Genomic DNA, 23474 nt, shown 5'->3' with positions numbered 1-23474 from the left:
TGCCCATGAAGGTGAAATTCCTCCTCTCCTCATCCGCGTTCCGGCAGGCGCCGGGAGAGGTCGCGGCGTATGCCCGCGCGCACAACTACGGCGGGGTCGAGTGGTACCTCGACCTGCTGCGTCTGCCGGTCGCTCCAACGGCCCGGGCGAAGTTGTTCGAACGCATGCAGGGGGACGGCCTGGGCGCGCGCTTCCACGCGCCAGCCGCCGACATGGAGATGGGGCACCGCGACCCGGCCATCGCGGAGGCATCGCTGCGCTACCTGCTGATGTACATTGAGTTCCTGGCCGAAATGGCCCCAACGACCCTAACCGTCCACGTGGGCTCGCGCGCGATCCCGATGGAGTTGCTGCAGTGGGAGCGCACGCTGGATCACCTGCGCCGGGCCGCCGAGGCCGGCCGGAGCCGCGGCGTGACGGTCTGTCTGGAGAACCTCAAGGGCGGATGGACCAGCGACCCCAACCGGCTGCTGTCCATGGCCGAGGCAGCCGGGTGCGCGATCACATTTGACCTGGGGCATGCGGGCGCCAGCCCGTTTGTCCGGGAGGGCGGCACGCTGGAAGCCTTCCATGCCGTGGTCGGACCGCGGATCGCCAACGTGCATGTCTACAAGATTGAGACGCCCGACGGCCGACACCTCCCCCTGGAGGACACCGCCGGTCATGGACCGACGCTCGACGCGCTGCTGGCCGGCGGGCTTCACACCTGGGTTCTGGAGCTCTCGACCCGCGAGGATCTAGAGCAGACACGCCGCGCCCTGCACGCCTACGAGTAGGGTTAGGCCCCGCGCGACCCCCGCCTCCCCCGGCCCCCCGCCGGCAGGACCTCGCCGACCGGCAGAGAACCTAACCCTCCACACCGGAGCCATCGTAGCAGACCTTGTAGCACAACCTCCCGGAGTGCCTTATGCGGGCGACCTGGCTCAGTTCGTTCATAACCGATACCGTCTACCTGGCCGTGGGAGCGTGGTCCTCGCGGCTCGTGGGCTCGCCGCTGCAACGGGCGATAGCCCGCAGCCGGTACGGCGCGCTGGCGGCCAGCTACGATGACGAGGTGATCCTCCAGGACGGCTATCTCGCGCCGATCGAGGCCGCCCTGGACCGGCTGCCGGCAACTCCCACGGAGGTCCTGGACGTCAGCACGGGCACCGGCGCGGTGGTGGGCGTCCTGATGCAGCGGTTCCCTGGGTGCCGCGGCGCCGCGGTGGATCTCTCGCCGGTGATGCTCGCCCACGCCTCCCGGCACGCGCGCGAGCGCGGGTGGTCGGTCCGGCTTGCCGTGGCCGACGCCGGATGCCTTCCCTTCCGGGCGGGGACATTCGACCTGGTCACGGTGCAGAACGCCTTCCCGGTACCCGGTGAATTGGTCCGGGTGGTGCGTCCGGGAGGGTGGGTGGTGATGAGCTACTCCGCCGGCGGATCGGTCCTGCCTTGGATCGTCCGCTCGCTGACCGAGCAGTTACGCGCGCTGGGCTGCCAGGAGGTAGAAACCTGCCGAGTAGGCTCGGGGCGGTACTTCCTTGCGCGGCGCCCGGGCGGGACGGTTCATGCATGACCACGTCATGCGTCATCGCCGCCTACAACGAGGAACGCACGGTGGCCTGGGTGGTCGAGGCCGTACGGCGCACGGGCGAGGTGGCCGAGATCATCGTGGTCTCGGATGGATCCACCGATGCGACCGCGGAGGAGGCGGCCGCATCCGGCGCCGACGTCGTCATCCAGCTTCCCAAGAACATGGGCAAGGGTGGAGCGATCCTGGCCGGAGCACGGCGGGCATCCGGGGAGATCCTGCTCCTGCTCGACGCCGACCTGGAGAACCTCAAGCCCGCGGAGATCCGCGCGCTGGTCCAACCGGTGCAGCAGGGCCGCGCGGACATGGCGGTAGGTGTCCTGGCCGCGGACCTCGTCCAGACGGTGCTGCCGCATCTCTCCGGCATCCGCGCCGTCCGGAGGAACGCGCTGCTCGACCGACCCAATCTGGCCGGAACCCGGTTCGGGTTCGAGCGCGCGCTGACGGAACTGGCTTGGCGGGAGCGGTGGAAGATCGAGAAGTTGCCGTTCACCGGCGTGACCCACCTTCGAAAGGAAGAGAAGTACGGCCTGATCCAGGGATGGCACGGGAAGACACGCATGCTGGTCGAGGTGCTGGGTCTGCGCGGGCGGCGGCGCAACGCCACCCCACGGCAGAAGACCCCCCTGCTGGCCCTGACCTGCCTGACCGTGGTGGCCGCGTACCTTAGCATGGGTCTCTTCTCTGCGCCACGCGCGGTGGGCAGCGCGCTCGAGGTGCTCCCCGAGCCCGAACAGTCCGACCGAGTGCTGATAGTTGCCGCACACGCCGACGACGAGCTGCTCGCAGCGGGCGGGCTGATACAGCGGGCGCTGGCCGCGGACGCCGAGGTGTGGATGGTCTTCGCCACAAACGGCGATGCCAACCGCCTGGCTGCGTCGCTGGGCGGCAAGCGGCTGCTGGCGCGGCCGGCCGACTTCATCGCCGAAGGCGAGGTGCGACAACAGGAGGCCCGCCGTGTGATGGGCCGGCTCGGGGTGCCACATGGCAACACAATCTTCCTCGGGTATCCTGACCGCGGTTTGACGGCCCTGGCCACGCACCGTCGGGGGACTGAGAAGCCCTACGTTTCGCCATTCACCAAGGTGTCGGCCTCCCCTTACCGGGATACGTTCCGCCCGCGTGCCGGGTATACGGGCACCGATCTGCTGCGCGATCTCAAGGCCGTCATCGGACAGGTACGGCCCACGGTGATCCTGACACATCACGAGGCAGACAAGCACGGCGACCACAGAGCGGTCAACGGGTTCGTGCGGGAAGCGATCCGGTCGCTGGAGAAGAAGGGTGCGCTGCAGCGCCCGCGCCTCTACACCTTCCTGGTCCATGCCTGGGATTACCCGCGACCGCTGCGGTACGCGCCCGATGCGGCCCTGCTGCCCCCGAAGTCACTCCGGGACGGCTACCGTTGGCTGCGGCTCGATCTCCAGCCCGAGGAGCTTGCCCTCAAGCACGCCGCGCTGCGCGACTATCGCAGCCAGCTAGACAGCCCATACCTGCGGCTGCTGCTGAGCAGCTTCCTGCGCCAGAACGAGCTCTTCGCCGAAACAGAACCCTAACCCGGCGCTTTGGTGCGCTCAACCCTCCATGGATACCTCCAGGTGGCCGCCGCGGCCGTGCTGTGGGGAACGCTGGGCGTGGCGGTCCGCAGTCTGCTTGCCTCCGGACTGAGCCCGCTGCAGGCCGCTGTATGGCGCGCCGGCGGCGCGTTCGCCGTCCTGCTGATCTACTGCCTGCTTGTGAATCGCCCGGCGCTACGGGTCCGGCGGGGGGACCTCCCGCTCCTGGCCGCCTACGGCGCGGTCAGCGTCGCCGGGTTCATGACCGTCTACTTCACGGCAATTGAACTCACCACCGTGGCGACCGCGGCGGTGCTGCTGTACACCGCGCCGGCGTGGGTCGTGATCCTGGCGCGCGCGCTATACGGCGAGGCGATGACGCCGATGAAGGGGGCGGCGGTGGCGCTCACCTTCGCGGGCTGCGCGCTGGTCGTCGGGGCGTTCGGGGCAGGTGCCGTGCGTCTCACCCCATCCGGGCTCATGGCCGGCCTGGGGGCAGGGTTAACCTACGCGCTCTACAGCATCTTCGGCAAAGCCGCGCTGCGCCGGCACTCGCCGCTGACAACCGTGGTTTACACCCTGGGGTTCGGGGCGATCTTCCTGGTGGCCGCATCCGGCGGGCTGCCCCCGGTGCGCGTTGCTACTCTCCCTGTGATCGCCTACGTGATCGCGGCCCCGACCTGCGCCGCCTACCTCCTGTACATCGCCGGACTGCGCCAGATAGAAGCCGGCCGCGCCAGCGTGGTCGCCACGCTGGAGCCGGTGGTAGCTGCGCTGGGCGGCACACTGCTGCTGCATGAGCCCATGGCCGCCGCGCAGTGGGCCGGCGCGGCGCTGGTTATGGGAGGCGTGGTCCTGGTGCAGAGCGAGTCGATGCTGCGGCGGCCGGGAAAGCACTAACGCCGCCGGATCCTCAGCGCCGCCTGATCCTCAAGGCCGCCACGGCGATGCCGGTCCCGGCGGTCATCACGATCGCGCTGGCGACAAACGGCGCCCGCGGGCCCACCGCGTCCCACAGGATGCCGCCCAGCAGCGGACCCAGGACCAAGCCCAAGCCCTGCGCGGTCTCGGAAGCGCCCATGGCCAGCCCGAGCCGGCCCGGTGGGGCCATCTCGCTTACCAGGGCCAGCCACGCCGGCACCGAGAGCGCGTAGCTGGCTCCCAGCAGGGCACCTGCCACCACCATCTCGGCGAGGCGGCCACTGAAGGACATCAGCCACATCCCCAGCGCCCCCAGGAGCATGCCCACGGCGACCAGGCGGCGCTTGCCGATGCGGTCGGCCAACCGGCCGGCCGGGACCGTGGCTATCGCCACCGCGAGCACGATCGCCATGAACAGCCCGCCAATGGCATGCTCGCTGAGCCCCACCACCTGCTTGGCGAAGATGGCGGCGATGGGCACCAGCAGTCCCACCCCGAACATCTGCACGAACGCCACCAGGTAGAGCGCGAACAGAATGGGAGAGATACGGAAGCTGCCGACCAGGGTTATCAGGCGTGCCGGGGATACCGTCGTGTGATATCCGACGAAGGCATCGGCATGTTCTGAGCCGTCGTTCCGGCGGGGGAAGAAGAGCACCGCCATCAGGACTGCCAGGGCCATTAGGCCGCTGGAAAGGTAGAAGCCTGCCCGCACCTGGCCGGTGAACCCGGCTACGAACAGTCCCAGCGCAGGCCCCACGGCCAGGCCTCCGAGGAAGGCCAGGTTGAGCATGCCCATACCGGTGGCGCGGCGGTCCGGGGTGGTCGTGTCGGCTATGGCCGCGGCGGCCGCCGGCCACAGCGCCGCCGAGCCCAGGCCGTCCACCAGCCGCAGCGGCACAAACAGCACCGGCACCCGCAGCACCGCCATGACAAGCGGCGCCATGGCGCTGAGCACAAGACCGGTGATCAGCACCGGCTTGCGGCCGATCCGGTCTGTCACGCCGCCCCAGGCGGTCTTGAAGAAGGTCTCCACCAGGGCGAAGGTGGCGATCACCACGCCCACGAGCTTCACGCTGGCGTCCAGCTGCTCGGTGAGATAGAGCGGCAGCAGGGGCAGCACCGTGGCGAACCCCAGTTGGGCCACTCCGATGATGAAGGCGATGCGGCGCGGCGCGCGTTCGTTGTTCACGCCCGATGCTCCGGCCTCTACGCGTGGGCCTAGTGCCATGAGAGGCCTCGTGCACCGGCGCGCCCGGCAGCCGCGGCAGCGGCGCGATTCTCCTCGACATCCGGTAGCGGCTCCAGCGCCACCCCGCCTGCAGTGTTGCCGTACCGCCTGCGCAGCGCGGCCGCGACAAGCTCGTCGGCCAGCCACGGGTTCTTGGGCAGCAGCGGGCCGTGCAGGTAGGTCCCGTAGACCGACCGCCAGACCGCGCCCTCTCCGCGATCCTGCCCGTTGTTACCGGACCCGACGATCGCCGTTCCGATGGGACGCGCGCCGGGCCCGAGGTGAGTGCGCCCTCCGTGGTTCTCAAAACCCACGAGGATGCGGCCGGCGCCAGCTTCTCTGACCACGATGTTGCCGATTATCCGGCGGCTCCCGGGTCCCGGATGCACGGTGTGCAGGTCGAGCACCCCCAATCCCACGAGGTCCGGGCCGTCCGCGGGCCTGTAGTAGTGGCCCAGCAACTGGTAGCCGCCGCATACCGCCAGGATCGCGGCGCCCGCCTGCGCGGCCTCGCGCAGCGCCGGCCCCTTGACGTCACGGAGATCCGGCGCGGCCAGCCGCTGCTGGCGATCCTCGCCGCCGCCGATGAAGAAGAGGTCGCTGGCATCGGGATCCACCGGGTCGTCCAGGCGTGCCTCGATCACACGCACCGAGATGCCGCGCCACTGCGCGCGCCTGACCAGCGTGGTGACGTTGCCGCGGTCTCCGTAGAGGTTCAACAGATCCGGGTACAGGTGACAGATGCGAAGTTCCATCGCCCTAATCCTTCCAGAACCCACGCACGGCCCCACGGCGCGCCAGTATCCTCCTCAAGTGCAGCATCGCCGTATAAGTGGGCAGGATGTAGAGGCGCTCGCCCTCTCGCAGCAGGCTGCGCGCGCGGTCGAGCGCCCCTCCGCCGTCACGCTCCACGATGACCCGCTCCGCGCCGAGGCCCGCGTACTTGAGGCGCAGCGCCATATCCTCCGCCCGCAACCCCGTGACCACCACCGCGCGTGCGCTGTCGCGCAACATCTCGAAGTCCACGTCCCACAGCCACGAGATGTCCCGCCCGTCGGCGATCAGATCGTTGATGGCAATGAGCACCACCGGGGAAGCCTCCGCCAGCAGAACGGTGCGTAACACCTCGTTGAACCCGGCGGGATTCTTGGCAAGCAACAGGAGCGCCTCGCGTCCACCGAGGTCAACGCGCTCGCCACGCCCGAACGCCGGCGCGGTGGCGGCTATGCCGCGCCCCACGGCCGCCGGGGCGATGCCCAGCGCCAGCGCCGCGGAGGCGGCCGCCGTGACGTCGTAGACGTTGTAGAGCCCTGGCAGCACCGTGCTCACCGGAATCGCGGTGCCGTCCGCGACGATCGTGGCGCTGGCGCCGTCCGCTCCGTGGAGGTGCACTCCGCGCGCGCACACCTGTGGCGTCGCCCGCGCTGCGCCGCACCCCGGACAGCGGTAGTGCCCCATGTGGCCCAGGGTGACCAAGGTGTACTCGTAGGGGCGGCCGCAGCGGTAGCAGTAGCGCGCGTCGGCTGCGTGCTCCAGGGTACGGCCCTCACTGAGCGGGGCCTCCTCCAGGCCGAACGCCCGAACCGGTCCCGCGTGGTCACGGCAGAGGTCGGCCACCAGCGGGTCGTCGGCGTTGTAGACGAGGGTGCTCTCGGGCGGCAGCACGGCCAGCGCGCGCCGCCACCGTTCGGCGACCAAGTCTATCTCGCCGTACCTGTCGAGCTGGTCGCGGAAGAGGTTGAGCAGGACGACCACGCGGGGCCGCGTTGCCGCAACCGCGGCCGGGAGGGTCGCCTCGTCCACCTCAAAGAGCCCCACCTCGCCCCGCATCCGGCCGCGCAGCGTCGCGTGAGTGGCCAGCGCGGTGGCGATGCCCGAGAGCAGGTTGGCGCCGGCGCGGTTGTGCACGACCGCAAGCCCGGCGGCCTCCAGGATCTCGGCCAGAGACCGCGCCGTGGTCGTCTTGCCGTTGGTGCCCGAGATCAGCACCACACCGCGCGCCAGTCGCGACGAGAGGCCGGCAACCAGGCCGGGCGAGATCGCAGCGGCGATCCGGCCGGGCAGCGTGGTCCCGCCTCCCATGCGCGTCAGACGGCTCAGCGATGCCGCGAGTCGGGCGGCGGCGATCGCCGCGGCCTCACGCATGCGGCCCCAGGCCCGCACCGGATCCACCCCGGCGGCTAGAAGCGGCGGGCACCCAGGTAGCGCGGGCCGTAGTAGCGGTGTCCCATCGGCGTGATGGTGACGCGGCCGGAGCCCGAGGAAGAATGGACGAACCGGCCGTCGCCCAGGTAGATGCCGGCGTGCGACGGCCCGGGCCGCAGCGTCTGGAAGAAGACGACATCACCAGTCTGAATCTGATCAAGCGGCACCGGCACCCCGGCCCTGAACATCGAGAACGTGGTGCGCGGCAGCGCAACCCCGTTCCGTCCAAACACATAGTACAGGAACCCCGAGCAGTCGAAGCCCGAGGGGCTGGTGCCTCCCCACCGGTACCGGACGCCCACGTGGCGAGTGGCGAGCGCTGTCAGTGCCGTGGCCCACCGCTGCCCGCGCGAAGGGAGCACTGCCAGACGCGCAGGGCGCGCCGGTGTGCCGGCCTGCGCCCCCGCTCCTCGGGCTGCGGCACTGTTGGCCGCGGCGGTTTGGGCCACCGCGCCGCGAACCACCGGCACCCTGATCCGCTGTCCGATCTGAAGGGTGGCCTCGAGCGCGATGCCGTTCATCGTCGCCAGGCGCTCGGCCGTGGTCCGGTGGCGTCGGGCCAGGCCCCACAGCGTGTCGCCTGCCCGGATGCGGTAGACCGCAACGGCGACCGGCTGTACGGCGGCGCCCTGCGGGGCCCGACGCACACCCTGCGATGCCGCTGCCGGGGTGACGGCGGTTGCGATCACGATCATGGCAACGGCCCATGTGGCCGCCCTGATACCGCGCACGCACGCCTCCCCCTGAGCAGTTTCAACCCGCCGGATGAAGCCCTGCCTCTCTTCGCCCGGCAGCCGCGCCTTCCTTCCTGGGCCAGGCCTGCGCATCACATGGCGCGAAGCCGCTGGACGCGGTCTTCGACCGGGGGATGCGTGTTGAACAGTCCGTTGACCCACCCACCCCACTCGCGCAGCGGGTTGATGATGTAGAGGTGCGCTGTGGCCTTGTTGGCCACCTCCAGGGGATCGGGGTCGGCGCTGATCTTCTCCAGCGCGCAGGCCAGACCCTCGGGATAGCGCGTCAGCATCGCGCCCGAGGCATCGGCCAGATACTCACGGCGGCGGGAGAGCGCCATGCGCATCAACTGCGCAAACAGCGGCGCGAGAACCGCCAGCACGATGCCCACCAGCACGAGCACTCCCTGGACGCCCCCGCCATCGCGGCTTCCGCGGCTGCGGCCCAAGCGCATGCTGCGGAGCAGCCAGTCGCTCATCAGGGCCACCAGGCCGACCAGGACCGCCGTGATCGTGGCTACCCGGATGTCGTAGTTCTGGACATGCGCCGTCTCGTGCGCCAGCACGCCCTCCAGCTCGAGCCGGTCGAGCTTGTCGAGCAGGCCGGTGGTGACCACGACCGCGGAGTGCTGGGGATCGCGGCCGGTAGCGAAGGCGTTGGGCGCGGAGTCCTCGATCAGATAGAGGCGCGGGACCGGGATGCCTGCGGCGATGGCCAGGCCTTCGACCGAGTTGTACAGGTACTGGTACCGCTCGCGCGGCGCCTCACGGGCGCCGCTGATGGAGAGCACTATCCGATCGCTGTAGTAGTAGCTGCCCAAGGCACCGGCGATGGCAAGGAGCGCCGCCACGGCGACGCCCGCGTACCCGAATCCGGTCAGCTCTCCGAAGACATACCCCAGCGCCGCCACGATGACGATGAACCCGGCGAAGAGCAGCCAGGTCCGGCGGACATTGCTCTCAATGGCCTCGTACATCCCAACGGCCCGCTCAAGCAGCCTTGTGCGTGCCGCCTAGAACGCTACCTTGACCGGCTGCCGCGCCGCGTCCTCCATCTCGAAGTAGTCGCGCGGGCCGAAGCCCAGCGGCCCGGCCAGGAGCACCGCGGGGAACGCCTGGCGGGTGTTGTTGTAGCGCAGCACCGTGTCGTTGTAGAACTGGCGGGAGAACGCGATCTTGCTCTCCGTGCCGCTCAGCTCCTCTTGAAGCTGCATGAAGTTCTCGCTGGCGCGGAGCTGCGGGTAGTTCTCCGCAACCGCGAAGACGCTGCGCAGCGCCTGGGTCAGCATGTTCTCCGCCTGCCCCTGTTCACCCACGCTCCCCGCGGCGATGGCCCGGGAACGCGCCTCGGTCACGCGCTCAAACACCTCGCGCTCATGGGTTGCGTACCCCTTCACGGTCTCCACCAGGTTGGGGATCAGGTCGTAGCGCCGGCGTAGCTGGACGTCAATCTGAGACCAAGCGTTGTCAATCCGGTTGCGGAAGACCACCAACCGGTTGTAGAGCAGCACGACGTAAAGCGCGAGCAGCACCAGAATCCCGATGACGTATATCACGCGCGCACCTCCATGCCGGCCGCTGCTTGGCCGTTGTGTGGGAGGGCTTCGGCGCGAAGGCGCGAATCCCCTAGCGGGCGTAGCCCCGGAGGGGGCGGCGGTCAACCGTTTCCCACAGGAGGGGTCCCGATGCGAGTATTCGTGATCGGAATCATCGCCGCCGCCGTGATAGCCACAGCGGCGCCGGCCATCTCACAGGTGTCGCTGCTGTTTCCCCACGGCGTGGCCTCTGGGGACGTGCGCGAAACGTCCGCGGTGCTGTGGACCCGTCCCAGCCGGAGCGCTCCGGTCACCGTTGAGGTGTCGGCGGATCCGCAGTTCGGGTCGCTCGTCTTCCAGCGTACGGTGACGCCGAACCCAGAGCGGGACCTCACGGTGAAGGTCCTGGCGTCCGGGCTGGCACCGGCCACCCGGTACTACTACCGCTTCCGCGCCGGAGTGGGAGCCTACTCCCAGAAAGGGGCTTTCGTCACTCCTCCGGCAGCGGACGCCTCCGCCGACCTGACCTTCGCGTACTCGGCGTGCTCCGACGGCGGGTACGTGGGCGGCGTCCCGGCGCTTTCACTGAGCCTGCTGGACGCCGTGGTGGCCGATCGGCCAGATTTCTTCGCCCACCTGGGCGACAACATGTATCCAGACTCGTCACTTGTGCCCAATCCCGTCTTCACGCTGGAGGCCTACCGCGGGAAGTACAAGGAGCTCCGGACCATACCCGCGTTCCGCAACTTCACAGCCAGCACCTCAATGATCGTCACCTGGGACGACCATGAGGTCGAGAACGACTACGACCGGGAAACGGTGGACGCGAGGCGGTGGGCAGAGGGGCACCGGGCATTCATGGAGTGCTCGCCGATCGCAGAGCAACCCGGCGGTCGGATCTACCGTAAGTTCCGCTGGGGTCGCGACATAGAGGTGTTCGTGCTCGACGGGCGGTCCTACCGGAGCCGGCACGTTAGCAAGACGGCGGTCTGTGACAATCCCCCGGGCGGCCGGGTACCCGACCTGGCGCCGACGCTGCCGCTTCCTATCAGGGCGGCCTTCGCCCCCCTCGTTCCCCAGATGCGCCTGCCTGTGCCCCCCGGGTGCCTTGAGGCAATCGCCGATCCCAACCGCACGATGCTGGGGTTGAGCCAGAAGATCTGGCTGAAGCGCGAGCTGGCCCGCAGCACCGCCACCTGGAAGCTGATCTTCAACCAGACACCAATCCAGGAGTTCTTCGCCAGCCCCTACGATAGGTGGGAGGGCTACGCGGCCGAGCGCGCGGAGATCCTCACGTTCATACGTGACAGCGGTATCAAGAACGTGGTGTGGTTGACCGGCGACACCCACGCTACGCTCGTCAACGATGTACGCCTGTCCACGTTCGCGCCGCCGTTTGCCACCACCGGCATGAAGGAGGTCGTCACCGGGCCCATCGCGGCCACGCCCTATGCCGAATCGGTCGCCGGGGTAGGCGGGCGGGCCGTCGTTCCCGCGCTGCTCGCGTTCTTCACCGCCCCGATCCCGCAGGGCGTCGGCATGAGCTGCGCGGTCGTGGACCGCTACACCTACGCAAAGGTGGAGGTGAGCAGCCGCGCCCGCACGGTGACCATCACGCCGAAGGACGCGGCGGGCCGCCCGATCTGCCGGGCGCCGCTGGTGATCACGGCGACCCCCTGAGGTCCGGGGTTTGCTATAATTACGGAGAGGGGGCGCCGGTCGGCGCCCCCTCCGGAAGGGGGAGCTTGGAGTGCGGCTCATGAAGGTCCGCCGGGTCGCCCTCGACCAGCAGAACAACCCCCTGGTGCTGTTGGTTGACCAGGAAGAGACGATCGCGCTGCCCATCTGGATCGGCCAGGCGGAGGCGATGGCGATCGCGATGCGGCTCCAGGGCGTCCAGCCGCCCCGTCCCATGACGCACGACCTGCTCGCAACGGTGCTCGAGCAGCTCTGTGCAAAGGTGACGCGCGTCGTCGTGAGCGACGTCCGCGATGCCACCTACTTCGCCGAGATCCACCTGGCACGCGACGGAGGGGTGCTGGTAGTAGACTCTCGCCCCAGCGACGCGATAGCGATCGCCCTACGGGCCGACGCCCCGATCTTCGTCGAGGAAAGGGTGGCGCTGCAGGGCATCCCGCTGCGGAAGTCCACGGAAGGCGGGGAACACCCGGAAGCGCTGAGCGACGAGCTGGATCCCCAGGAGTTTCGAAAGTTCCTCGAGCGGGTGAAGCCCGGAGACTTCAAGGGCCCGGTGCACTAGGTAGGGTATTCTAACTGGAGAGGGCCATCGAACGCAACGCCGAACGCCTCGAATAGCTTCCTTACATCCTCCGAGAATGTCGTCAGGTATTCCCTGGCTCCTCCGAAACCATCATCGGAGAGAGCGAAGCCCAGTTCACTACTGCGCAGCATCATGTTGACTCTTCCGGCACATCGGCGGAGTTCCGATTCCAGAACTGACCTCGTCGTGGTGCGCCCCTTCAAGTTCTCAATACACTCCCAGATGTCGTAGAGAGCTTTGAACACCAGAGCCCAGTCGGTCCATACCACTTCCTTCGACAGCCCAAAGAACCTCTGCCATCTTGGCCTGTCAATACGGTACTCAACCTCCTTGCCAAAGCGACTCGCGGAGACGAGGCCTGAGAGCGCCATCTGCTTGAGTGCAGCAGAAATCGAAGCGTAGGCGTAGTGCGTTTGTCTTGCCAGGAGTCTCGCGTAGCAGGATTCATGCGCCAGGAGATACAGGACTATCTCGGCCCGCGAGTTGACCCCGAAGAAGGCGCGGAGTCTCACCCGCAGGTTTCCATACCGATCTAGGGGCACGCTCTCGGACATCCGTCGGGGCTCCATCTTCGGTCGCAGGAACCCGAGTCGCAGGAAAGTGGGATCCGGAGCACCAACTTGAGGCAGCGGCTTCCCGTCTCGAAGCAAGAAGAAAGTCTCCGGATCGATTGGCGTTGGCTCTTCGTGTCCCTTCGCGACAAGTCTCTTCCACTTCCCCGGCCCTTCCTGCAGCAAGACGGCTTCCATGCCCGCGGCCAGAGCACGGCGCTCTCGTGGCATCAGGCCCATTTGCAGCCTTTGTAGCCGTGTGCTGCTCAGCCACTCGCTGTTCTTCAACCACCATTCTGCGGCGCCGTCGTAGAGCCGCGGATCATAACGCCCAAACCAGGTCGTCGCAATGATTAATGCTTCGGGATCAATTGGCGCGGGGGCTGAGTATCCTTCTTGCCCGAAGACCCCAAGAGTCGTCCATTGACGCCAGAGGAGCTCCTGGATCGCTTCCAGATAGGCTGATCTAAAGCTCTGCAGCCACATCTTCGAAACCCATTTGAGTCAGCAGCGAAAGGAGTTCCTCACGGAAGCCCGGCGATGGATCATGCGTCATCGTCCATGCGGCCGCCTTCAGCAGGTCCCCGGACGAAGGCTGTAAGCTCAAGAGGTCGGCCAGGTGCCGACCTCCTCCTTGATCAACTGCCGCATACAGCTTCAGGTGTATCTGGTCAAGCCTGTCGATGAAGCACACGACGAGGCGTGCGCCGTACTGCATGCGCAACGACCGTTCCAGACATCCTGAGGGGAGACCGAAGTCCAACAAAGAGGCTGGCCCGGCGTTGATCCAACCCGCCGGCAAACCGAAGTCCATTGCAACCTTGTTTGCGGCCTCCGTGAGATGGTCCGGAAACGGATCTGCCTTCTCCAACGTTCGGGGGTCCCCATTCTCCCTCACAAGCGCGATGACATCCACATCCTTCGTGATCTGCTTCGCGAAACCCCTGATGGCGAGTGCTGAACCTCCCCCCACGAGCAGCGTGATGGGCGGAGCTTCGGCGAACTCGAGATACTCGGCCAAACGAACCAGTGCCCCCTCGATGTCTTCGCTGCCCGCGAACATTCTCACAGCGGTCACGCCTCCCCACGTTCATGGCAGACCACGAGTGAAGTCTTCGGGGACACTATACGTTGACCGAATAAACCTGTCAATATGATCGAACCAACCGGCCATACTGGCCGCATAGGCCGCCCTGAGGCCGATGGCCCGGCTCGGCTGTACGGTGAGGGCGATCAGGCCGCCTGGCAGTTACTCAAGGAGCGGCCGATTTGGTGGCCGCCCGGGCAGTCCCAACCGTGCGGAGGCGGCCGAGTCGGTCCACCAGGTCACGCTTCCGTTAATCGGGCGGACCCCCGCCGCCGGGCACCGCTGCGGTTGCGGCGACTCCATAAGCACACTGCGCAGGGCAGAGGCCTTCTCTGTTCCGGAGACCAGGAACCACACATTTCGCGCGCGGTTGATTGCGGGCAGTGTAAGCGTCAGTCGCCGCGATGGTTTGACCGGTGCCCGAACGGCCATTACCCATCGTTCCTTCTCCGCGACCGCCCGCGAGCCGGGGAAGAGAGACGCGGTGTGCCCATCGCTCCCCAGGCCCAGCAGCACCAGATCGAAGCGCGGCCAGGGCCCGGAGAAGTGCGCCCGCAGGGTCTCGGCATAGGCCTCCGCGGCATCTTCTGAATCATGGAGATCGGTGGGCATGGGGTGGACGTTATGCCGCGGGACCGGCACGTGGTCCAGCAGTGCCTCCCGCGCCAGACGGTAGTTGCTGCGCGGATCATCCTCAGGCACATAGCGTTCGTCGGTCCAGAAGAGGTGCATCCTGTCCCAGGGGATCTCTTCCCGGAAGTCGGCCGCCAGTGCTCGGTAGAGTTCGCGCGGGGCCCTGCCTCCGGAGAGAACAATGTGGCAGTGGGGGCGGATCGCCAGCGCAGACGCGACCACACGGCACAGCTCATGCGCCGCAGCCCGGCCGAGCGACACCACGTCCGGGAAAGGGTGCACGGTAGGCGCCGGCCGTGCAACCACCGCATTTCTCCTCCCCGGCAATCGTCCCGTCATGCCGGCGCCCGCCCGCCCAGGAGATCCGCCAGGCGCGCGAACCCACCGGCAACGTCCCGGCCCAGATCCACCCGCACGACCCGGCGGCCGCGCTGCCGCAAGGCCTGCAGGTCTCCCATGGCCTGGGCCCTGATCAATCCGCCGAACGTATGCCCTGCCTCCGGGACATCCAGGTCTTCATCTGGATCGTCAACGATCTGCATGAAGGCCCCGGTATTCGGCCCGCCCTTGTGCAGTTGCCCGGTCGAGTGCAGGAAGCGCGGACCGTACCCCAGGGTCGTGGCCACGCCCCACCGTTCAGAGACGGCGCGCCGCAATCCCGCCAGAGCGACGGTGGTGGCCTCATCCGGGGCCAGGTACGCCTGCAGCCCCACGTAGTCGCCCGGACGCAGCTGCGCCGCCCACCCGTTGACCGCACCGGCCAGCGCTTCCGGACTGGATGCCGGAGCATCCTCGGCGTAGGCCTGCTCCGAACCGGCAGCCCGCGCCATGACCTGCCCTGCCAGCTCCTTGGCCAACTGCACGTCAGGCTGATTGAACGGGTGGATGCCCAACACAGCCCCGGAGGCGGCCACCGCCACCTCCCACCTGAAGAACTCGGCCCCAAGGTCCGCCGTCTCTGCCAGGTGCAGGCGGGCAACGGGATGGCCGGCAGCCTCGATAGCGTCGGCCACGGCATCCAGATCGCGCGCGTCGTCGCCGGCGAGGCGCAGGTATACGAAGACCCGGTCGGCGCCGCATCTCTCCGGCACATCGAGCACGTCCAGCGGTTCGTCCACCACCGGAACGATGCCCTTCCCATCCTTGCCGGTGCTCTCGGCGACGAGTTGCTCGATCCAGGCCGGCAGCCCTGCCAGCGAGGGTGAAACAAGGAAGGTCACCTTGTCGCGTCCGGCCAGCGCCATCTCCCCCAGCGCGGCCCCCAGTACCAGGCTCGGGTTGTCGGTCTCGGGCACGGCGGGCCCACAGTCCGCGGCCATCCCCTGTGCCCGGTCGAGCACCCGGCGCACGTCAACACCGATCAGCGCCGCCGGTACCAACCCGAACACGGAGAGCGCGGAATACCGCCCTCCCACGTCAACCTGGCCCAGGAACGTGCGACGGAACTCGCGCTCCTGGGCCAGGCGCTCCAGGTGCGTCCCAGGATCAGTAATGGCAACGAACCTGTCTCCAGGCCGTGCCTCCATCTGGCTGACGCGGTGCCAGAAGTACCTGAAGAGCGAGAGCGTCTCGGTCGTGGTCCCCGATTTGCTGGACACCAGGAAGAGCGTCCGCCCGAGATCAACCTGAGACTCGACCCGGCGAACGGCCGCCGGGTGGGTGCTGTCGAGGACGATCAACCTGGGAGCGCCCGCTGCCGGCCCGAACGTGTGCTGGAGCACCTCCGGGGCCATGCTCGATCCACCCATCCCGAGCAGCACGACGTGGCGCGTACCGGCCTCCGCCACATCGCGGGCGAAATCCACCAGGTCGTCGAGCCTGCCGTGCATCGCCTCTGGAAGGGTCAGCCATCCCAGGCGGTCGGCCAGCTCGGGTACCGGACCGCCCGATCGCCCGGCCGACCACCCGGCCGACCACAGGGTTGGATCTCGGGCCCACAGCCTCCGCGAGAATCCCATCTCCTGCCAGTCCCGCAGCCGGTCCTCGACGTGGCCCTGATACCCAGCAAACCATGGACGGCGATCGCCCATCTGCACTACGGCACCCCGCTTGAGCGCGCGCCCTGCGCCGGCTCCGCGCAACGGGCGCAGGAGGCATCGCACGGCTCCACGTGGATCGTCACGTCAACGCCGGGCAGCTCCTCCTGCAGGTGGTGCTCCAGGTCGTCGCAGATCAAGTGCGCCTGGCCGACCGAGAATGATCTGTGCAGCACCAGGTGCACGTCGAGGAACCGGTCGGCGCCGGCCTGACGGGTGCGCAACGCGTGGTACTCAACGATCTCGCCCTGGTGTTCTTCGAGTACCGTCCGGATCTTGGCCTCTTCCTCGGGAGGAAACCGGGCGTCCAGCAGGCCGCTGATCGAGCGCCGGAGCAGCACCAACCCCATCCAGCCGATGTTGGCGCCGACGACAATGGCCGCGATCGAGTCCAGGGGCGCCCAGCCGGTGATGTCCACGAGGCCCAGCCCAACGAAGACGCCCGCGGAGGTGATGACGTCCGAAAGAAGGTGCTTGGCCGACGCCTCGAGCGCGATTGAACGCCCGGCCCGCGATACGCGCAGCAGGTAGAGCGCGACGGCCAGGTTCAATGCCGCGCCGGCCGCCAGCAGAAAGAGGCCGACAGAAATGTTAACCAGTGGTTGCGGGTTGAGCAGCCGGTTGGCCGCGGTCAGCACGATCCAAACCCCAGCCGCCGTGATCATCGCCCCCTCGGTGGCGCTGCTCACGTACTCGGCCTTCGCGTGGCCGTACTGATGGCCCTCGTCCGGGGGGCGAACCGCGACCAGCAGGCTCACCAGCGCGACGTTCGCCGCCAGGATGTTGACCACCGACTCCGCGGCGTCGGAGAGCAGCGCCACCGAACCGGTGACCATGTAGGCGGCCACCTTGAGTCCGAGGATCGCCACGCCGGCTGCCAGCGAGATGCCGGCTGCGCGAAGCTTGCGGGAACCGGTTGGCCCCTCCGGTGTCAGCATAAGTCCCCCCACCGTAACTTCGGCCCTATCTTATCTGCCACCACCCGCAGACGCCAGAGGAGGATCGGCCCACAGGGCGAACACAGCGGCGACCACGCTTCACCGACGAGGTGCCTTATGCGCCGCCTGCTGCTCGTCCTGCTGGTGCTGGTCCTGATCGTGGCCGCCGTCGCCGGGGGAGCCGGCGTCTATGTGGCGCGCCGCCCGTTCCCTCAGATCTCTGGAACGATGCATGTCGCCGGCCTCGGCGACCCCGTCGAGGTCGTGCGCGACCGGTGGGGAATCCCCCACCTCTTCGCGCGATCCGCCCGGTCGCTGTTCTTCGCGCAGGGCTTCGTGCACGCACAGGATCGCCTCTGGCACATGGAACTCAACCGCCGCACCGCCTCCGGCCGTCTGGCCGAGATCTTCGGCGAGGCGGCGCTGCCGACCGACCGGTTCCTGCGCACGATAGGCCTGCGGCGCGTCGCCGAGGCGCACCTGGGCGCCGTCAGCCCTCAGACGAAGCAGAACCTTGAGGCCTACGCCGCCGGGGTGAACGCCTTCATCGCGGGCGCGCGCGGCCGGCTTCCCATCGAGTTCACGCTGCTGCGCTTCACCCCTGAGCCATGGACCCCAGCGGACAGCATGGCCTACGGCAAGCTGATGGCGTGGGTGCTGGGCGGCGACTGGCGGGTGGAGATACTGCGCCAGCAGCTCCTCGAACGGTTCGGCGACGGCGCGCTGGAGCGGCTGCTGCCCGGGTACCCCTCCGACGCGCCGGTCATCACCGGTGGGTGGCACCTGCCGGGGATGGGCCTGCGGAGCTTGCCCGGCATAGGCAGCAACAACTGGAGCGCCGCCGGGAGCCGCACGAACACCGGCAGCCCTCTGCTGGCCAACGATCCACACCTGGAATCCCAGATGCCGTCGATCTGGTACCTGATGCACCTAAACGGCGGGCCCTACGACGTCGTCGGGGCCACGTTCCCAGGCGTGCCCGGCGTCATCATCGGGCACAACCGGGACATCGCGTGGGGCGTGACCAACGCCAACCCCGACGTGCAGGACCTATACATTGAGCGTTTTCACCCCGAGGATCCCGCACGTTATCTGCACAAGGGGCAGTGGATACCGGCGACCGTGGTCCGCGAGACGATCAAGGTCAAGGGCCGGACCGAACCGGCCGTTGAGATAGTGCGCATAACGCGCCACGGCCCGATCCTGAACAACGTGGTGCGCGGGCTGCAGGCCCCGCTGGCGATGCGGTGGACGGCGCTGGAATCCAGCACCATCATCGAGTCGGTGGACGGCATCAACCGCGCGTCCACCTGGGAGGAGTTCCGGCAGGCCCTGCGCGCGTGGGACGCGCCGTCTCAGAACTTCGTCTTCGCCCACCGCAACGGCGAGATCGGCTACCAGATGCCGGGGCGCATCCCGGTGCGGGCCAAGGGAACAGGAGAGGTGCCGGTGCCCGGGTGGACCGGCGAGTACGAGTGGACCGGATGGCTGCCGTTCGAGGCGCTCCCCAGCGTGCACCGTCGCGGTGGGTTTGTGGTTACCGCCAACAACCGCGTCGTGCCGCCGGGCTATCCGCACTTCCTGGGCCGCGACTGGGACGTGGGGTACCGCGCGCGGCGCATCACCGCCCTCCTGTCTGAGGGCACCCAGTCGGTCGAGACCTTCAAGCGCATCCACAGCGACGTGGCCTCGCTCCCGGGCATGGCGATGGTCGAGGCGCTGCGGTCGGTGCGAATCCTGGACCCGGCGCTCCAGCCGCTCTTTGCCGAACTGCTCCAGTGGGACGGCGTGCTCTCTGCTTCCAGCCGGCCTGCCGCAGTGTACCAGGCGCTCCTGGACGCCCTGATCAAGGAGGTGTTCAGGACGCCGCTCGACGAGGCGGCCTTCGACCGCTACCTGCGCGAGTACGAAGGGGCGGTGCAGACGCTGCTCGCGCTGCTGCGCGACCCTTCCTCTGGTTGGTGGCGGGGCAGCCGCGACCGGCTGGTGGAGACCGCGCTGCGCGACGCGGTGCGTACCCTGGAAGGGCAGCTCGGATCCAACCGCGAGAAGTGGCGGTGGGGAAGGCTGCACCAGACCACCTTCGTCCATCCCATCGGGCGCATCAAGGCCCTGTCCTGGATCTTCAACACGACGACCCCAGAGGTTGGCGGCGACGCGTTCACGGTCAACAACGGTGCCTTCTACCCGGAGGCGCCGTTCCGGCAGGCGGTGGTGGCCTCGTACAGGCAGATCCTTGACACTGCGGACTGGGACCGGTCGCTGGTGATTCATACGACGGGGCAGAGCGGCCTGCCGTTCCACCGACACTACCGAGACTTCGCGGCATTGTGGGCGCATGGGGAGTACGTGCCGCTGCTGTTCTCGCGCCCCCGAATCGAGGAGGTTGCGGCCGGACGGCTGGTGCTGACGCCAAAGTGAAGAATACATGACGATCTCGGGGTGGATCCGCAAGGAACCCGCGTCCTGCCTGACGAAGTCCATACGGCAAGTCACCTGAGAACAGGAAGGTGACCTCCTCGATGACCCCATCAGCTACATCCACAGCCAATCGCAAGCCACGTCTCACCCGTGCCGCCGTGTTGGGTGCGGGCGTAATGGGCAGCACAATCGCCGCGCACCTGGCCAACGTCGGCGTACCCACGGTGCTCCTGGACATCGTCCCAAAGGAGCCGAACGACGACGAGCGCCGGAAGGGCCTGGGGATTGATTCCCCCGAGGTGCGCAACCGGTTCGCCCGCACCGGGCTGGAGCGCGCGGTCAAGGCTCAGCCGGCCGCGTTCTACTCTCCGGATCGGGCCGCCCTGGTAACCACCGGCAACTTCGAGGACCACCTGGATCTGATCCGCGATGCGGACTGGGTCATCGAGGTGGTGGTGGAGGACCTGGCCATCAAGCGCGACCTGCTGGCTCGGGTCGAGGCCCGCTGGAAGCCCGGCATGATCGTCAGTACCAACACGAGCGGCCTGCCCGTCGCCGCGGTGGCCGAGCAGTCGGGCGAGGAGTTCCGCGCCCACTTCCTGGGAACGCACTTCTTCAACCCGCCGCGGTACATGAAGCTGCTGGAGCTCATCCCCACCCCCCAGACGCACGCGTGGGTGACCGAAGCGGTTGCCGGCTGGGGCGAACGGCTGCTGGGCAAGGGGATCGTCTACGCGAAGGACACACCCAACTTCATCGCCAACCGCATCGGAACGTACGGGATGCTGAAGGCGATCCACCTGATGGTTGACCTCGGCCTGGAGATTGACGAGGTGGACGAGCTGACCGGCCCGATCCTCGGCCGCCCCAGGAGCGCCACCTTCCGGACCGGCGACCTGGTCGGCCTGGACACGCTTATGCACGTGGCCTCCAACTCGCACCGCAACCTGCCCGAGGACGAGGAGCGCGGCATTTACGTTCCCCCGGCGATCCTCACCGAGATGGCCAAGCGCGGGTGGCTGGGCGAGAAGACCGGCGGCGGGTTCTACAAGCGGCAGGACGGGGACATTCTTACCCTGGACTACCGGACCTTCGAGTACCGCCCGCGCAAGCGGCTGTCTACCGGTGCGCTGGAGGCGGCCAAGACGATCGCCGAGCCCAACAAGCGCGTGGCGGCGCTGTTGGCCATGGACGACAAGTACGGCGAGTTCCTGCGCCGGCTCACGGGAGCGGTGCTGGTCTACGCCGCCCGCCGCATACCTGAGATCAGCGACGACGTGGTCAACGTGGACCGCGCCCTGCGCTGGGGGTTCGGGTGGGATCAGGGACCGTTCGAGCAGTGGGACGCCCTCGCTTCCGTCGGGGCGGCCGACCGGCTACTGCCGCCCGGCGAGGAGATGCCGGAAGTCCTGCGCCGGGTCCGCGGGAGCGGTGCCGGAGCGTGGTATCGCGACGGGGCAGACGGGCGAACCTACTTCGATCTCCAATCGGCGACCTATCTGCCGGAGCCCGGACTGGAAGGCCGCATCCTGCTCCCACACCTCAAGTCGCTCGGCCGCGCCGTGGAGGGGAACGCCGGCGCCAGCCTGGTAGACCTGGGCGACGGCGTCGCCTGCCTGGAGTTCCACTCCAAGATGAACGCCATCGGCGAGGACATCATCGTCATGACCCGCCGGGCGCTGGAGCGGGTCAGGTCCGACTTTGACGCCCTGGTCATCGGCAACCAGGGATCGGACTTCTGCGTGGGCGCCAACCTGATGCTCATCCTCATGGAGGCCCAGGAGGGCAACTGGGAGGATCTGGACTTCGTGGTCCGGCAGTTCCAAGGCGTCACCATGGAACTGCGGCGCTCGGTCGCGCCGGTAGTCGGTGCGCCGTTCGGCCGTACCCTGGGCGGCGGCGTGGAGTTCTGCCTGGGCTGCGCGCACGTACAGGCCGCCGCGGAGACCTACATGGGGCTTGTCGAAGCTGGGGTCGGCCTCATCCCGGCCGGCGGCGGCACGATGGAGATGACCAAGCGGGTGTCGGCGACTGCGCCGGAGGATTCTTCCGTTGATCTGCTCCCGCTCCTTCGGAAGGCGTTTGAGAACATCGCCATGGCCAAGGTTTCCATCTCGGGAGAGGACGCCCGGCGATTGGGCTACCTGCGCCCCTCCGACGGGGTCACGGTCAACGGCGACCTGCTGCTCTCCGACGCCAAGGCCGCGGCGCTGGCGCTGGTGCGCGGTAACTATCGGCCGCCACAGCCCGGTTTGATCCGCGTGATCGGCTCCCGTGGTTTCGCGGCGATCGAATCATTGCTCTACATGATGCGCACCGGCGGATACATAACCGAGCACGACATCGTGGTGTCCAGGAAACTGGGATACATCATGTGCGGAGGGGACGTGCCGGAGGGCACGCGCGTGTCCGAGGAGTACCTGCTGGACCTCGAGCGCGAGGCGTTCTTGAGCTTGCTCGGGATGCCGGCGACCCTGGACCGCATCCGGCACATGCTGCAGACCGGAAAGCCGCTGCGCAACTAGCGGCCGCTGCGCAACTAGCTATGCGGGTTCTGGCGGCGCGATAGGCGCCGGTCTAAAGAAGGGAGCCTTGTGATGAGAGAAGCAGTCATCGTTTCGTCCGTGCGCACCGCGGTGGGCAAGGCGCCGCGCGGGGTTCTGAAAGACACCCGGCCCGACGAGCTGGCCGCAATCGCCGTCCGGGAAGCGGTGAGGAGGGTTGCGGGACTTGACCCCCAGGAGGTCGAGGACTGCATCCTCGGCTGCGCCTTCCCTGAAGCGGAGCAAGGGATGAACGTGGCCAGGGTGGTGGCGCTGCGCGCCGGTCTGCCCATCACCACCTCCGGGATGACGATCAACCGGTACTGCTCATCAGGCCTGCAGGCGATCGCCATAGCCGTCCACCAGGTTATGACCGGGCAGCACGAGGTTGTTGTGGCCGGCGGCACCGAGAGCATGAGCATGGTGCCGATGACCGGGAACAAGTACGCTCCAAATCCCTACTTTGCCGAGCACTGGCCGGAAGTCCACCTTTCCATGGGCCTGACCGCGGAGATCGTGGCCGAGCGCTACGGCATCTCCCGCGAGGACCAGGATCAGTTGGCCCTGCGCAGCCACGTGAACGCGGCCGCCGCCCAGAAGGCGGGAAAGTTCGACGAAGAGATCGTGCCGGTCGCCACCACGCGGTGGACCACTGACAACGGCCGGCCTCGGCGCGAGGAGATCAACCTGGTGGCGGACGAGGGCATTCGTGCCGACACCTCTCTGGCGGCCCTTGCCAAGCTCAGGCCGGCCTTTTCCACCAAAGGGACGATCACCGCGGGCAACTCCTCGCAGACCAGCGACGGCGCGGCCGCGGCGGTGATCATGTCCGCCGGGCGCGCCAGGAAGCTGCGGGCAAAGCCGCTGGGCGTCCTCCGCTCGTTCGCGGTGGCCGGGGTGGCCCCGGAGGAGATGGGAATAGGCCCGGTCAAGGCCATCCCTAAGGCCCTGAAGTTGGCCGGGTTGAAGCTCGATGACATCGGGGTGATCGAGCTGAACGAGGCCTTCGCGGCGCAGGGGGTCGCGGTGATCCGGCTGGCAGGGCTGGATCCGGACCGAGTCAACGTCAACGGCGGAGCCATCGCGCTGGGCCACCCGCTGGGTTGCACCGGCGCAAAGCTCACCGCGACTTTGCTATACGAGATGCGCCGACGCAAGGCACGTTACGGAATGGTGACGATGTGCATCGGCGGCGGTATGGGCGCGGCGGGTATCTTCGAGACGGCATAGGA

The 23474-nt window shown here is 68.0% G+C and carries 20 protein-coding genes; 9 read left to right on the top strand and 11 right to left on the bottom strand.

Annotated features, from left to right (window positions below):
- Positions 1-5 precede the first annotated feature (5 nt).
- The 4 genes from RDU83_00740 to RDU83_00725 all read left to right on the top strand — a co-directional run bounded on the left by RDU83_00740 (position 6) and on the right by RDU83_00725 (position 4026).
- On the top strand, positions 6-776 hold the full coding sequence (locus RDU83_00740) for a sugar phosphate isomerase/epimerase family protein (GenBank protein ID MDQ7839534.1): 771 nt from the start codon (positions 6-8) through the stop codon (positions 774-776).
- 131 nt (positions 777-907) lie between these two features.
- Positions 908-1555 carry a methyltransferase domain-containing protein gene (locus RDU83_00735; protein ID MDQ7839533.1) on the top strand — a complete coding sequence of 216 codons (648 nt, stop codon included), beginning with the start codon at positions 908-910 and terminating at the stop codon, positions 1553-1555.
- Positions 1552-3126, top strand: a complete 1575-nt coding sequence (locus RDU83_00730) for a PIG-L family deacetylase (GenBank protein ID MDQ7839532.1) — start codon at positions 1552-1554, stop codon at positions 3124-3126. Before RDU83_00735 ends, RDU83_00730 begins: the two co-directional genes overlap by 4 nt.
- Positions 3127-3168: 42 nt before the next feature.
- A complete protein-coding gene (locus RDU83_00725) occupies positions 3169-4026 on the top strand; it encodes a DMT family transporter (protein MDQ7839531.1) in 858 nt (285 codons plus the stop codon).
- A gap of 13 nt (positions 4027-4039) precedes the next feature.
- On the opposite strand, the gene RDU83_00720 is transcribed toward RDU83_00725, so the two are convergent.
- The 6 genes from RDU83_00720 to RDU83_00695 all read right to left on the bottom strand — a co-directional run bounded on the left by RDU83_00720 (position 4040) and on the right by RDU83_00695 (position 9773).
- Positions 4040-5278 carry an MFS transporter gene (locus tag RDU83_00720; protein ID MDQ7839530.1) on the bottom strand — a complete coding sequence of 413 codons (1239 nt, stop codon included), beginning with the start codon at positions 5276-5278 and terminating at the stop codon, positions 4040-4042.
- Complete coding sequence (locus tag RDU83_00715) at positions 5269-6033, bottom strand: glutamine amidotransferase (protein ID MDQ7839529.1); 765 nt, start codon at positions 6031-6033, stop codon at positions 5269-5271. The genes RDU83_00720 and RDU83_00715 overlap by 10 nt, the downstream gene beginning before the upstream one ends.
- 4 nt (positions 6034-6037) lie before the next feature.
- Positions 6038-7441, bottom strand: a complete 1404-nt coding sequence (locus RDU83_00710) for a Mur ligase family protein (GenBank protein MDQ7839528.1) — start codon at positions 7439-7441, stop codon at positions 6038-6040.
- Positions 7442-7458: 17 nt separating this feature from the next.
- A complete protein-coding gene (locus tag RDU83_00705; GenBank protein MDQ7839527.1) occupies positions 7459-8214 on the bottom strand; it encodes a peptidoglycan endopeptidase in 756 nt (251 codons plus the stop codon).
- 95 nt (positions 8215-8309) lie between these two features.
- A complete protein-coding gene (locus RDU83_00700; GenBank protein ID MDQ7839526.1) occupies positions 8310-9194 on the bottom strand; it encodes a M48 family metallopeptidase in 885 nt (294 codons plus the stop codon).
- 36 nt (positions 9195-9230) lie between these two features.
- On the bottom strand, positions 9231-9773 hold the full coding sequence (locus RDU83_00695) for a LemA family protein (GenBank protein ID MDQ7839525.1): 543 nt from the start codon (positions 9771-9773) through the stop codon (positions 9231-9233).
- Positions 9774-9902: 129 nt separating this feature from the next.
- Between RDU83_00695 and RDU83_00690 the strand changes: the two genes are divergently transcribed.
- Positions 9903-11432: an alkaline phosphatase D family protein gene (locus tag RDU83_00690; protein MDQ7839524.1), complete on the top strand. Its 1530-nt coding sequence runs from the start codon at positions 9903-9905 to the stop codon at positions 11430-11432.
- A gap of 79 nt (positions 11433-11511) precedes the next feature.
- Positions 11512-12012: a bifunctional nuclease family protein gene (locus RDU83_00685; protein ID MDQ7839523.1), complete on the top strand. Its 501-nt coding sequence runs from the start codon at positions 11512-11514 to the stop codon at positions 12010-12012.
- On the opposite strand, the gene RDU83_00680 is transcribed toward RDU83_00685, so the two are convergent.
- The 5 genes from RDU83_00680 to RDU83_00660 all read right to left on the bottom strand — a co-directional run bounded on the left by RDU83_00680 (position 12009) and on the right by RDU83_00660 (position 17278).
- Positions 12009-13070 (bottom strand): helix-turn-helix domain-containing protein, encoded by a 1062-nt coding sequence (locus RDU83_00680; GenBank protein ID MDQ7839522.1) that lies wholly within the window; start codon positions 13068-13070, stop codon positions 12009-12011. The two genes, RDU83_00685 and RDU83_00680, sit on opposite strands and share 4 nt — an antisense overlap.
- Positions 13051-13662, bottom strand: coding sequence for a hypothetical protein (locus RDU83_00675; protein MDQ7839521.1), 612 nt, complete (start codon positions 13660-13662; stop codon positions 13051-13053). The genes RDU83_00680 and RDU83_00675 overlap by 20 nt, the downstream gene beginning before the upstream one ends.
- A 171-nt stretch (positions 13663-13833) precedes the next feature.
- Positions 13834-14610, bottom strand: a complete 777-nt coding sequence (pgl, locus tag RDU83_00670) for a 6-phosphogluconolactonase (protein MDQ7839520.1) — start codon at positions 14608-14610, stop codon at positions 13834-13836.
- Between the two features lie 29 nt (positions 14611-14639).
- Positions 14640-16406 (bottom strand): hypothetical protein, encoded by a 1767-nt coding sequence (locus RDU83_00665; protein MDQ7839519.1) that lies wholly within the window; start codon positions 16404-16406, stop codon positions 14640-14642.
- Positions 16340-17278, bottom strand: a complete 939-nt coding sequence (locus RDU83_00660; protein ID MDQ7839518.1) for a cation diffusion facilitator family transporter — start codon at positions 17276-17278, stop codon at positions 16340-16342. Before RDU83_00660 ends, RDU83_00665 begins: the two co-directional genes overlap by 67 nt.
- Positions 17279-17395: 117 nt before the next feature.
- On the opposite strand from RDU83_00660, the gene RDU83_00655 reads away from it, so the two are divergent.
- The 3 genes from RDU83_00655 to RDU83_00645 all read left to right on the top strand — a co-directional run bounded on the left by RDU83_00655 (position 17396) and on the right by RDU83_00645 (position 23472).
- Positions 17396-19699 (top strand): penicillin acylase family protein, encoded by a 2304-nt coding sequence (locus tag RDU83_00655; protein MDQ7839517.1) that lies wholly within the window; start codon positions 17396-17398, stop codon positions 19697-19699.
- Positions 19700-19800: 101 nt separating this feature from the next.
- The gene (locus tag RDU83_00650; protein ID MDQ7839516.1) at positions 19801-22224 is read left to right on the top strand and encodes a 3-hydroxyacyl-CoA dehydrogenase/enoyl-CoA hydratase family protein; all 2424 of its coding nucleotides are present in this window, start codon (positions 19801-19803) and stop codon (positions 22222-22224) included.
- A 72-nt stretch (positions 22225-22296) separates the two neighbouring features.
- Entirely contained in the window at positions 22297-23472 is a 1176-nt protein-coding gene (locus tag RDU83_00645; protein ID MDQ7839515.1) for an acetyl-CoA C-acyltransferase, read from the top strand.
- The last annotated feature ends 2 nt before the right edge of the window (positions 23473-23474 follow it).

The organism is bacterium (assembly GCA_031082185.1).
Taxonomy (GTDB): domain Bacteria; phylum Sysuimicrobiota; class Sysuimicrobiia; order Sysuimicrobiales; family Humicultoraceae; genus VGFA01.
The sequence above is the reverse complement of the archived record's forward strand: the minus strand, read 5'-3'. Positions and strand labels throughout refer to the sequence as shown.